Origin of the sequence: Cyanothece sp. BG0011 (assembly GCF_003013815.1) — a bacterium.
Classification (GTDB): domain Bacteria; phylum Cyanobacteriota; class Cyanobacteriia; order Cyanobacteriales; family Microcystaceae; genus Crocosphaera.
Genome location: NZ_PRLH01000142.1, coordinates 43789 through 56268 on the forward strand (window position 1 = coordinate 43789; position 12480 = coordinate 56268).

Here is a 12480-nt window from a genome sequence, read left to right on the forward strand (position 1 = left end):
GATATCCCAGAATTTTGCCAAATTATTACAAAAATTTGTTTTTCAATCAAATGTGTGATAGTGTGGTTGATCAAATCTGGAAATAGTAAGTAATCTTACTTAAGAAAACTTACTAGATAGAAAATTCAAGAATAGAGTGTGAAGATACTTAAGTCCCTGGGTGTGGTGTGGGAAATGTTAGCGATTTTTGTCCAAAATCATTAAAATACACAAAAAATGCGATCAAATCCCTCTTTTGACTTAATTAATTCCCAAACTCAAGAACGATTCTCTGAACCTAGTTCCTTAACCCAATGTTTGATTAATCAAGTTACAGAAGCAATATTTTGTGTTGATTGCCAGACTCGTTTTCAATATGTTAATGATGCTGCTTGCGCCTTAATCGGTTGTTCAAGGGAGCATTTATTACAAACAACAATTAATGACATAGAGATAGATTTTTTCTCCCAAACTTGGTCAGAATACTGGGCCTTAATCCAAGAAAAATCATCAGTCAACTTTCAGACAGAATTATCCACTGATACAGAGACACAAGTCCTTGACGTTACCATCAATTTTCTCGAATATGACAGTGAGGTATACGGTTGTATTTTAGTTCGCCCACTAGCCAAGGTATCCCCTCAACCCTTATTAAGAGTCGTTCCTAACCACCAACAGAGTTGTCAAAAGCAAACTTCTTTTTATCCAAACTGTACTCAACTAAAACCCATTTTTGAGTTCATTGAAAACCACTATACTCAACCCATCAGTTTAAACGATGTGGCAGAAGCAGTGGGTTATTCTCCCGCCTATCTCACCAACTTGGTGAAGCGGAGAACGCGCAAAACCATTATTAATTGGATATTAGAACGAAGAATGCTAGAAGCTCGTTCCTTATTATTGAATACCCAGGATTCTATTACGAAAATTGCCATGTCTATTGGCTTTAGTGATGCTTATTATTTTTCTCGAAGATTTAGTCAACTTCATGAAATCTCCCCCAAACGTTGGAGACAACAACATCAGATGCAATCAGCATAATGGCATTGGTGCAAAACTAAGGTAATATGACAATATCCCTTAAATACGAATCCTAGTTTACCTGTTCCCTAACTTTACAGTTCACTTGAAATTGCCTTCAATCATTTAGTTGATATTCTTGATTGTTTGCATTTTAAAGTTTAAATCTTCCATTTTAACTCCATAACTGATACACTAACCCTAAAGTATTCAGATGTTGGGTGAGGATTACTTCATAGTTTTTTCATTTCTTATTCATCAATTCATAATCTCCCACAATGACTATTAAAACTGAACAACCCAAAACCGTAGAAGATATCCAAAACTGGCTTATTGATCAATTTGCTCAACAACTGGATGTAGAACCAGATGATATTGATGTTGAAGAGCCTTTTGATAATTATGAATTAGATTCAAGTAAAGCCTTAATTTTATTAGGTCGATTAGAAAAATGGCTAGGAAAAGAGTTAAATCCTGTTGTTATGTTTAATTATCCAACCATTGCTGAACTCTCCGAAAGATTGGGAGAATTATATCTTTAAAATTGAATTGTTAAGAGTCTTCTTAATAAATATCAAAAAAAGATAGATATCTATGGTGTCAACACACCATAGATATCTATGGTTGGTGTGAGGAAAAAATATAAGAATTGATAAGTCCAATAAAAACTCCAGTTTTTACGAAAAATATCCCATACCCGATGAGAATGAGACGAGATTAGACTGGTATTTAAGAACATCAAATGACTCATTTGATTCAGTGAATCATTGTTCCCTTGTCATGTTCTTCACCTCTCAATATATAGGAAAAATTTGTTTTATGGTTGTTACTGCACAGACCGACGTTTATGATGTTGTGATTATGGGAGCAGGGTTTGCAGGGGTTTGTCAAGCAAGACATCTACTGCTGAACGTTCCTAATATAAAAATTGCTCTCATTGATCCAAGACCAGAACAAAGGACGAATAAAGACCTCAAAATTGGGGAATCTATGGTAGAAATTGCTACACTTTTTGTCTGTAAAGAATTAGGTTTATATGAATATATGACCGAAAATCATCCCCCCAAATTTGGACTTAATTTTCACTGGCCAAAAACAACCGAAAAAACGACAACAACTGATGATTATTATCATATCTGGAATAATCGTCAACCTCCTTTAGCTTCCTTTCAAATGAACCGAGCCAAATTTGAGCAAGATTTGCTACAAATGGATAAAGAAATGGGAGCAACCTTCTATCAAGGTCGAGTCATAGACTTTGATTTAAGTGCCAGAGATGAACTAAAAACCGTTAAAGTTAAACTTAATAATGAATATGTAACGCTCAAAGCTAAGCACCTGATTGATGCAGCAGGACGTAAGTTTTTAATCGGTAAAAAAACAGATAATTTATTATTTGGTGCTGACAATCTCTTTGGATTGGATACAGGTTCAGTATGGGTTAGGGTTAATAACATTGATCGCACCATTTTTCATGATGGGTATGACCCCCACGGAACAACTTGTAGTCATTATTATGCAACTAATCATTGGTTTGGTCATGGCCATTGGATATGGATGATTCCCACAGAAAAAGATAGTCAAGAGATTTCTATCGGTATGGCCTATCATCGCTCAGCGATCGCCGACCAACAAATTAATACAAAAGAAAAATTCTATGATTTCTTACAGGCTAATCATGAAGTTCTCTATCGTTTAGTTACCAGTGGAGAGAATATTGACTTTCATTATCTCCCGCGTCCTGCTCATACCAGTAAAACCATGTTATCTGAAGATAATTGGTATGTTTTAGGAGATGCAGCTTGTATTTTTGATCCCTTTTATTCTTTGGGATCTAGTATGATTGCTCATGAAATTGAATGTACAACAGAAATTATTCGCTCCAAGTTAGCTGGCGATCCTTTAGCCGAGAAAAAACGAGCAGCCTATAATGATTTTATTATCGCCCACACACGATTTAATAATCATCTCATTAAACATCATGATAAACATTTAGGCGATGCTAGTGTCATGAGTTGGCGTATTTACCATGATTATATTGGCTGGTTTGGGATTCAAGTACCTCTATATCTCGGAAAATGGTTTTTAGATGTTGATTTTCTATCTCGATATAATCCAGGGTTAACACATTATCAAAACAACTACTGTGAGCATCTTTATGAACAATTTAATCAAGTGATAGAACAGGGTAAAAATATCGGGTTTATGGACTGCTATCGAGGGGATCAATTATGGGGACATTACCATACGCTACAACATTTTGATGATTTCGTTGAAAACACGAAACTCGAACCCCAAAAGTGTAATGTTTTTGCTTCAATGAAAGCCAGTAATTTCTATCGAGGCATTTGGTATGGAAAGTTTCTTTGGAAAGCCTTTGGCTGGCGTGGCTTTTTAAACAGAAAGAATCTGGCTTACTTGATGGAACATTTTGTTAATATGTTGCAATTTATGATTGCAGACATGGTGTATCGCTACTTAACTAAAGATATGGTAGATAACACAGCAGTTGAGACAATGCGGGAAGAATTTGTCAATTATCATCATCAACCTCAACTGAATAGTTGGATTAAAGAAACATCTTCAGACTCATCAGAAAAAATTCCTGTCAATGCCTAGATTGACTTAACCAGGTGTGGGGATTTTTTCAGCATAAACTTTTCTAGCTTCTGATTATTTACAAATTCTATTTCTTGATCATGGAACCTATTGCAATTATCGGTATTGGCTGTCGTTTTCCTCAAGCTAAAGATCCTCAAGCTTTTTGGCAATTATTATCTCAAGGAATTGACGCTATTACAGAAATTCCCGGCGATCGCTGGAATATAGACGAATTTTATGACAGTAACCCAGAGACCCCCGGCAAAATAGCTTCCCGTTATGGAGGCTTTTTATCAGACCTAGATGGCTTTGATCCCAACTTTTTCGGCATTTCCCCAAAAGAAGCCCGATTAATCGATCCTCAACAACGTTTATTATTAGAAGTGGCTTGGGAAGCCTTAGAAGACGGGGGAATGGTAAAAGAACAAATCGCTGGTTCTAATACAGGGGTATTTATGGGGATTGGTACCAACGATTATAGTCGTATCCCTGGCTCAACCTATAACGATCAACCTCAAGGTTACGATCTCACCGGCAATGAAATGAATATAGCGGCGGGCCGTCTTTCTTACTTGTTTAATCTACGGGGTCCGAGTTTAGCTGTTAATACGGCTTGTTCTTCTTCCTTGGTGGCAGTGCATTTAGCTTGCCAAAGCATTTGGAACCAAGAGGCAGAAATGGCCTTAGCAGGAGGAGTCAATGTCATTTTATCTCCCATTGGTAATATTGCCTTGAGTCGATTAAAAGCCCTATCTCCCGATGGACGGTGTAAGACGTTTGATGCTAGTGCTAATGGCTATGTGCGTAGCGAAGGGGCTGGTTGTATTCTCCTTAAACCCTTATCAAAAGCGATCGCCGATCATGACCCTATCTATGCAGTGATCCGAGGCAGTGCCATTAATCATGATGGACGGAGTAAAGGCTTAACGGTTCCCTACGGACCAGCCCAAGAAACCTTAATTCGTCGGGCATTGCACAGTGCTGAAGTTCAGCCCAAAGAGATCAATTATGTGGAATTACATGGAACTGGCACCCCGTTAGGTGATCCCATTGAAGCCATGGCCTTAGGTACCGTTTTAGGAGAAGGGCGCAACCCTGATGATCCTTGTTTAGTGGGATCGGTTAAAAGTAATATTGGTCATTTAGAAGCGGCCGCTGGCATTGCCAGTGTCATCAAAATGGCACTATCTCTGAAATATCAACAAATTCCCCCTAGTCTTCATTTTAATCAGCCTAACCCTTATATTCCTTTTGATAAATTACCCCTTAAAGTACAATCGACTCTAATTCCTTGGCCCCAAAAAGAGACGCCTGCTAAAGTGGGTATCAGTTCCTTTGGTTTTTCGGGAACGAACGCTCATATCATCTTAGAAGCCGTTACCTTATCTCAAACGACTCAGCAACCCCCCTTACGGTTTCCCCATTTACTGCCTATCTCAGCCCATACCCCCGAAGCAGTCACTAACCTAGTGCAGGGGTATCAAGGCTTAATAGAAGACAAAGAACTGACCCCAAACGATGTACAGAATCTTTGTTATAGTGCGAGTACAAGGCGGACGCACCATGCTCACCGCCGAGCTGTGGTGATTAATTCTCCCCAAGAATTACAAGCTAGTTTACAAGAACTAGAAGCCGTTGACTTAGACAGTTTACCGAAACCCTCGAAACGTAAACCGAAAATTACCTTTGTCTTTTCCGGTCAAGGGCCTCAATGGTGGGGTATGGGACGGGAATTATTAGCCCAAGAAGCGGTATTTCGGGCAGTCATTGAAGAATGTGACCGTTTGATTCAAAAGTATGCTCACTGGTCATTATTAGAGCAGTTTACCCTTGCTGAGTCCGAGACTCGCCTCCAAAAAACAGAAATCGCTCAACCAGCTTTATTTGCCTTACAAGTAGGGTTAGCTCAATTATGGCGTTCTTGGGGCATTGAACCAAAAGCTGTCATCGGTCATAGTTTAGGAGAAGTAGCAGCAGCCCATTTTGCCGAGGTTTTGACCCTTGAAGAGGCAGTTTCTTTAATTTGTCATCGGGGACAATTAATGCAGCAAGGGACTGGTAACGGTAAGATGCTGGCGGTAGAATTGCCTGTGACGCAAGTACAATCATTATTGACGTTTTGGAATGATCAATTAGAAGTAGCAGCGATTAATGGTCCTAGCTCAACTGTTATTTCTGGAAACTCAGCAGCCATTGATGATTTTGTGGCTGAGTTAAAAGAGAAATCACCCAATATTTTTTATAAAGAATTACCGGTTAATTATGCGTTCCATAGTCAACAAATGGAACCCTTGGCTGAAGCTTTAGTTAAAAAAATCAGTCATCTAAATCCTCAAAAAGAAAGGGTTTCTATCTTTTCAACAGTTACGGGAGATCAGATCGATGGGACAGCCTTAAATGCTGAGTATTGGGGTAAAAACATGCGTCAAACCGTTAGATTTAACCCTGCTATTGAAGCTTTAATCCAGTCCCGTCATACCCTATTTTTAGAGGTTAGTCCCCATCCGGTTTTATCAGGATATATGAAGAAAACTTTAATCGAAAAACAAACAGAGGGAGTGGTTTTACCTTCCCTAAGACGCAAAGATCCAGAACGGATAACCCTATTAAATTCCCTGGGGACGTTTTATACTTGGGGACAGTCAATTAATTGGGAAAAATTATATCCTAATCACTGTGAAAAAGTCGAGTTACCTTTGTATCCTTGGCAAAGAGAATCTTATTGGATTGATGATATTAAACCTCAATTTAAGGAAGCAACCCCCAAATCTTCTTTATTACAACTATTAATAGAAGGAAAGACCCAAAAGCTAACAGAAGCATTAAATAAAAAGCCGCAACTATCCCCAGAAGCTAAACAAGTGTTACCTCAAATTTTGTCGTTATTAGTAGAGACAGAAGGGACAAGTCAATTAGGTCAAAATTTAGCCAAAGCTTGTTACAAAGTACAGTGGGAAGAAAATCATTTATCTATCAATCAATCAGAAAATAAACAGGAAAATTGGTTGATTTTTAGTGATAAAAAAGGGACAGGAGAAACCATAGCTAATGCTTTAAATCATCCTTGTATTTTAGTCTCCTCTGGCAACAGTTATCAAACTTTAGACAATCAACATTATCAAATTAATCCCGATAGTTGTGAGAATTTTAAACAATTACTAATCAGTCTTGCTCAACCCATTACTAAAATCCTTTATCTCTGGGGTTTAGACAGTTCAATGGACTTGAAACAGTCCCATGAGTCTTTGTTGTATTTAGTACAAGCATTACTCAAAAACCCAACTACCATTATCCCCAAACTATGGATTATAACCCAACAAGCACAATCGGTTATCAGTCACCCAAAAAGCTGTAATATAGCCCAAAGCAGCTTATGGGGAATGGGTCAAGTGATAGCCTTAGAACATCCTCAACTATGGGGGGGATTAATTGACCTAGATGATTCTAGCTTATCCCTGATGCCGATGATTACTCAAATTACAGCAGAAACAGGGGAAAAGCGAGTTGCATTTCGGGAGGATAAACGTTATGTTGCCCGTTTAACCCCCACTCAACCCAGTTCATCTCCTCCTTTATCTCTGAACAATGAAGGGTGTTACTTAATTACAGGAGGGTTAGGGGCTTTAGGATTAACCTTAGCAGATTGGTTAGTGGACAAAGGAGCTAATCATTTAATTTTAACCAGTCGTCGCAGTTTAGCAGAACAATCAGCAGAAAAACAAGCAAAAATTGCAGCCTTAGAAGCCAAAAAAGTCAAAGTAACCGTGATCGCTGCCGATGTCACTAACTATGACCAGATGCAGCAACTATTTAACCAGATTAAACAACAATATCCGCCCCTACTGGGTATTATTCATGGGGCTGGAGTCTTAACGGATCAAATCATTGAACAGATGGATATTGATAGCTTTGAAGCCGTGTTAAAGCCTAAAGTTACAGGGGGTTGGAACTTACATCAACTCTCCCGTGATCTCCCTTTAGACTTTTTTGTCTGTTTTTCCTCCATGTCTGCATTACTGGGTTCACGAGGACAACTTCATTATGCAGGGGCTAACGCCTTTTTAGACGGGTTAGTACATTACCGTCGAAGTTTAGGACTACCTGGCATGAGTATTAACTGGGGGCCTTGGGCAGAAGGCGGTATGGCAAACCAAGGGTATGAACAAGGGTTAAAATTGATGGGAATTAACCCATTAGATCCCACATCAGCCTTGACTCTTCTCGGAAATTTACTCTTAGGAGAATCTGAGCAAATGATGGTGGCCGATATTGATTGGGGTAAATTTGGAAATATTGTGGCGGCGAAAGGAAAAACTCCCTTTTTACAACAATTATTGCCAGAAAATCCAGGAGAATCTCCAGAAAAAAGCCGAAATTTAGCACAAGAATTAGAAGAAACTCCACCCCATCGACGAATCCCTTTATTGACCCAGGAATTACAACAACAAGTGGCGCAAGTGCTGGGGCTACGAGGATCATCTTTACCCGAAACCGATCAAGGGTTTTTTGACATGGGGATGGACTCTTTAATGTCGGTAGAACTCAAACATCGCTTAGAAAAATTATTTAACGTTTCTCTACCATCCACCCTAGCTTTTGAATATCCCACCATTGAGGATGTTGTGACTTATTTCAGTGATCAAGTGTTTGCTTGGAGCGTTGAGTCAAACCACTCCCAACCCACAATGTCTCAAAAGGCGGTTGGTTTAGAAGCAACCGTAACGGAACTCGAAGGGCTATCCGAAGCCGAAACAGAAGCCCTAGCCGAACAAGAACTCGCTGAACTCGAAGCATTACTATCGTAAACTCACATCTTGCACCTTCCCTAATCCCCCTACCCCCCTGCCCCCCACACCCCCCACACCCCCCACACCCCCCTTTAAAAGGGGGGCAGGGGGGGTTAGGGGCAGGGGGGGTAGGGGCAGGGGGGGTAGGCAAAAGGCAAGAGGCAAGAGCGGTGAGACCCCGCGCCTTCGCATCTGCGCAAGGGAACGCTCACCAAGACAGGCAAAAGTATCTTATTTTAAGCCTAACTGCTTGAGCATTGACTGTCTTCTTTTTAGCTATTAAGTTATTTTATACTGGTGCAAGATATGAGTTTAAAAACTAGATGGTAACTTCCACAAAATCATTATTGGTCAAGTGATTAGAATTAACTCCGTTTAAAACTAATAAGGCTTGATTATTGTAAGAGATTAAGGTGTTTTCTCCCAAGGAGTCTAAGGCTAACTGATTGTAGGATAAACCTCCTGATAGACCAATACTATCAACTCCCAACTCAAAATCAGTAATGGTATCTGTTCCTTGATTAGATTTTAGGACAAAAATATCACTTCCCCCCTGGCCAGTTCGGGTATCATTTTCAGCAATTCCTAGTATATATTCATCGGCATCTGTACCAACAATGGCACGATTTCCGGTCAGGGGGTCATAAGCGGTTCCTTGCCAACCATTATTCCCTCCCACCGCTAAATAATTAACAACTTCAGTGGTATGATTGGTTTCTGTATCAAAGGTAATGTCTTCTTGTACGGTTACCTCAACCCCATTACTGGTGAGATTTTGGAAACGTAAGGCAGACGCATCTGGACCGTCATAGGTAGCAATATTTGCCAAGAAATGAGGAATCTCTGTAAACTGGTCACCAAAATTAATATTAAATAACTCATGGGTAACAGTATTACCGGTACTACCGGCTTGGAAACTGACCCCATTACTATTACCATTACCAGAGGCAATAGCCACATAACCGATGGTTTCATGAGAATGTCCTTCTGCGTTTCTTCCGTAAACTTCGTCTTCTTCTAGGACTACGTCAAACCCATTGGCCGTGGCATTTTGTTGACGAGTTCGGACTAAGTTGCTGTCGTTGAGGGTTTGCACTTGACTAAAGATTACAGGAGTATCGGCAAAGTCAATGTCAAACTCAACCGTTTGCCAGGGGGTCAAACTGAGGTTTTGCACATTAGCTGTAGCATCAGTATCAAAGCTTCCGACTTCGACTAAGGTTCCATCAGACAGTTGATAGGTTCCTGCTTCAAAAACAAAATAACTTAAGGTTTCTAGGATATGAGTCCCATCTTCATTAACGGGTTCTTGGAGATAGATATCAAAGCTATTGTTAGTAATATTGGTAATACGAGGGGTGGCTAGTTGGTTGCCATTGTAAGAGACAGATGGGGCAAAAATGATCGGGTTATTGTAGGTATGATCAAGGGTAATGGTTTGAAGATTGTGATCGAGGGTAATGGTATCTGCTTCTCCTAAATTGAGGGGAGCTCCTGTTATAATCTGGTTAACAGTCACGTCAAAGGAATCAAAAGCAGATTGGCCGTTGGATAGACCTTCAATGGTAATGGTTGCTGTTCCCGATTGATTGTCTTGATAGTCCAGAATTAGTTGTTGATCAACAATCGTTGCTGTGACTAATGAGGTATTATCATTAGAAAAAACTGACTTAGTGATCGCATGATCATCATTGTCAATATCTGCAAAAATATCACTTAAATCGATGATGGTGTTGTCTGCATCTTGATAAATGCTAACATCTGAAATTTCATTAACAACCACAGGTGCATCATCAACTGGTGTAATATCAAAACTCACACTAGAAGACACAGGATTATTGTTGCCGTCATCTACAGTGTAGCCGAAGTTTCCTGCGTTGCCATTCGCATCAGGAACAGGAACAAATTGTAAGCTCGTTAATTCTTCACTTGTTAACATATCCCCAACAGCGACAGGAGACCCATCAAATTTTTGAAGTTCTCCTTTAGTTGAATGAGGAAGAGTATCAACTGTAATTTCTAGGGGATCATTTTCTGGATCACTCGGAGCAGTAATATTAAGATTGATGGTGATATCTTCGTCAGGATTTAATGTTTTTGGGCCTTCAACTAAGGGGGGTTGATTCAGGGATAAGGTGACAGTTGAAGAGGCTGTATTTACTCCGTCACTAACCGTATAACCGAAGGTTTCTATGCCTGTTAAACTTCCATTTGCGACAAAACTTAAGGCAGTCAAATCATTTAGAGAAAGGATATTTCCTACATTAACAATAGTACCGTCAGGACGTTGTATTTCTCCAAAACTTCCATCAGGAATATTATCAGTAATAATCAGTAAATTATCTCCGTCAGCATCGGTTGGGGGGTCAATATTTAAGGCAATGGAAGTGTTAGGTTCTAATACTATATTTTTGTCTGCTTCAACAACTGGAACGTTATTAATACGAACATTGCTAAAATTGATATCACTAATGATATCTCCTGCACTAAGAGAGACTGTATAACTTCGAGGAGAAGACGGAGAACTATTATTAATTGTCCACCCCAAATCTTCTAAAATTCCTAACATAATATCATCGGGATTATGAATCACCCCTTGATTATAGGTAGGAGTCATAATTGCGTTACGTTGTCGATAACTCAAGTTGTCTAAATGAGACAAACTAGAACTTACATCGTAGCTAGAAGGGGCATAAATTTTAACGGAATTTCCCCCGTTAGCTTGTTGGGCATTGTCTCCATCAAAAAAGAGGTTCTGACTAACTAATTGTTCTCCTAAAGCAGTTGAATTATTAGGAAAAAGTTGATGATTATATAGACTTTCCCCTGAGCCATTAACCAAAAATTTATCGTAAATAAAACGACTAGTATAACTACCTATTCCACTACCAGGACTATGACTTAATAAGGTGAAAAAGCCTAACCCGTGAGCAATTTCGTGTAAGGCAACTGTTACTAAATCATAACTAGAACTGGTTTGACCATCGGTTCCTAAATACCAGTTTTGCTCGCTATCGATAGTAACATAAATATCGGGTTCATTAGGTTTTAAATCACTCCCTGCTAATTGATTAGCTAAACCAACCGGATAAAAGACATTGGGTTCAGGAATATTATCAAAATTCGTCACAAAACCCCCCGGTCCACCATTAGCTAAACCCGCAGGAAATGAAGACCAACCAACTTGAATATCAAGGGGAACATTGGTGACTAAAAGAGATTCCCAAATATCAGCCGCCTGTTCAAAAGCTGCTTTTGCTTCATTGGGAAACAGTTCATCATAAGTAACATTAAGGGTTCCTGTCTTGGGTTCTAAATATTTGGGCAATGTAGATTGCCAACCAACATCAACAACTTCACTAATGGTATAATTGCCTGGTGTTAATCCTTCAAACGAATAAAATCCATTATCATCAGTTGTGGTAGATGTTTCTCCTGCATCCAATTGACCATTTTGGTTTTGATCAAGATAAATCAGTTGTCCCGAGAAACCTGGTTCATTATTAGATTTAATGCCATCATTATTGACATCGTTCCATTTGATTCCTTCAACAGTTCCTGCTGCACGAAAACCAAAGTTAAGTTGACTGGTGGTTTGGTTAAACTCTGTAGAAACTGGGTAATTATTTCCCAAAGGAAACGTTTTTTTGCCAACCATTGAAACCTTCGACAGCAATGTAGTAATTATCCTGGGGATTTAACCCACTAAATGAATAATTACCCAAACTATTTGTCAATGTAGATTGTTCGTTGGCATCCCATTGGTTATTTTGGTTTTGGTCTAAATAAACTCGCCAGTTGGATAAACCCTGTTCACTATTATTTTGAGTACCACTGTTGTCTAAGTCGTTCCAAACTGTCCCATTAATTTGAGGTAAAGAAGTATTGTTTAAAATGGCTAAAGTATTACCATTTTGTCTGACCATTACATAGGCACTAACTTGACTTAAATCATAACTATTAAGGTTGACAATGGTATCTTGGTTAGGATCAAATCGTAGATTTCTGCGTAACCATTGCCACCAGCAAAACCACTGATATTAAAGGTCTCGACCACTGCCACCCCACATCGGTCAATACTACTTTCGCCAGA

The 12480-nt window shown here is 39.3% G+C and carries 6 protein-coding genes; 4 read left to right on the plus strand and 2 right to left on the minus strand.

The features are described 5' to 3' along the window. Positions 1-216: 216 nt before the first annotated feature. The 4 genes from C4E06_RS18245 (at position 217) to C4E06_RS18260 (ending at position 8405) form a co-directional block, all read left to right on the plus strand. On the plus strand, positions 217-1020 hold the full coding sequence (locus tag C4E06_RS18245; RefSeq protein WP_107669440.1) for a helix-turn-helix transcriptional regulator: 804 nt from the start codon (positions 217-219) through the stop codon (positions 1018-1020). Positions 1021-1277: 257 nt separating this feature from the next. Further along, positions 1278-1541 (plus strand): acyl carrier protein, encoded by a 264-nt coding sequence (locus C4E06_RS18250; RefSeq protein WP_198648795.1) that lies wholly within the window; start codon positions 1278-1280, stop codon positions 1539-1541. Between the two features lie 277 nt (positions 1542-1818). Next, positions 1819-3618: an NAD(P)/FAD-dependent oxidoreductase gene (locus C4E06_RS18255; RefSeq protein ID WP_107669442.1), complete on the plus strand. Its 1800-nt coding sequence runs from the start codon at positions 1819-1821 to the stop codon at positions 3616-3618. An 80-nt stretch (positions 3619-3698) separates the two neighbouring features. Continuing rightward, positions 3699-8405 carry a type I polyketide synthase gene (locus tag C4E06_RS18260; RefSeq protein WP_107669443.1) on the plus strand — a complete coding sequence of 1569 codons (4707 nt, stop codon included), beginning with the start codon at positions 3699-3701 and terminating at the stop codon, positions 8403-8405. Positions 8406-8706: 301 nt separating this feature from the next. On the opposite strand, the gene C4E06_RS28150 is transcribed toward C4E06_RS18260, so the two are convergent. Then, positions 8707-12045, minus strand: a complete 3339-nt coding sequence (locus C4E06_RS28150; protein WP_198648796.1) for an SdrD B-like domain-containing protein — start codon at positions 12043-12045, stop codon at positions 8707-8709. Then, on the minus strand, positions 12011-12313 hold the full coding sequence (locus C4E06_RS18280) for an SdrD B-like domain-containing protein (protein WP_107669447.1): 303 nt from the start codon (positions 12311-12313) through the stop codon (positions 12011-12013). The genes C4E06_RS28150 and C4E06_RS18280 overlap by 35 nt, the downstream gene beginning before the upstream one ends. Positions 12314-12480: the final 167 nt, after the last annotated feature.

Excerpts from the sequence above, each read along its gene's own strand:
- C4E06_RS18245 (WP_107669440.1), top strand. The coding sequence starts at position 217 with ATGCGATCAAATCCCTCTTTTGACTTAATTAATTCCCAAACTCAAGAA.
- C4E06_RS18250 (WP_198648795.1), top strand. The coding sequence starts at position 1,278 with ATGACTATTAAAACTGAACAACCCAAAACCGTAGAAGATATCCAAAAC.
- C4E06_RS18255 (WP_107669442.1), top strand. The coding sequence starts at position 1,819 with ATGGTTGTTACTGCACAGACCGACGTTTATGATGTTGTGATTATGGGA.
- C4E06_RS18260 (WP_107669443.1), top strand. The coding sequence starts at position 3,699 with ATGGAACCTATTGCAATTATCGGTATTGGCTGTCGTTTTCCTCAAGCT.
- C4E06_RS28150 (WP_198648796.1), bottom strand. The coding sequence starts at position 12,045 with ATGGTTGGCAAAAAAACGTTTCCTTTGGGAAATAATTACCCAGTTTCT.
- C4E06_RS18280 (WP_107669447.1), bottom strand. The coding sequence starts at position 12,313 with ATGGTCAGACAAAATGGTAATACTTTAGCCATTTTAAACAATACTTCT.